At 35.1% G+C, this 262-nt stretch carries 1 protein-coding gene; it reads left to right on the forward strand.

All coding sequences use genetic code 11. The features are described 5' to 3' along the window. On the forward strand, positions 1–194 hold a 194-nt coding region (locus R2R70_RS21025), incomplete at its 5' end, for a hypothetical protein (RefSeq protein WP_410979053.1). Positions 195–262 lie beyond the last annotated feature (68 nt).

The following is a 262-nucleotide window of genomic DNA, read 5'->3' on the forward strand; positions in this document are numbered from 1 at the left end:
GTTTTCAGGTTTTAAATATTGATCACCTGAAAAAATTAGGAGTAGCTGTCAACCGTGCCAAATATTTCATCGACTTTGATGCAGGCAATGCTTACCTTAAATATTTAACAGATAAAAATTTCAGAAAATTACTCGTCGGCGGAAGTTCTTCCAACTCTCACAACCAATTTTCACAGCAGCTAAGTTTATTTTGATGATACCCCAGAAAAAGCATGAACTTCGATTTGTATTTCACCTCCTATTTTCAGACTGGAAGAAAGAT

The sequence above is a fragment of the Cobetia sp. SIMBA_158 genome, assembly GCF_046566945.1.
Classification (GTDB): Bacteria; Pseudomonadota; Gammaproteobacteria; order Pseudomonadales; family Halomonadaceae; genus Cobetia; species Cobetia amphilecti.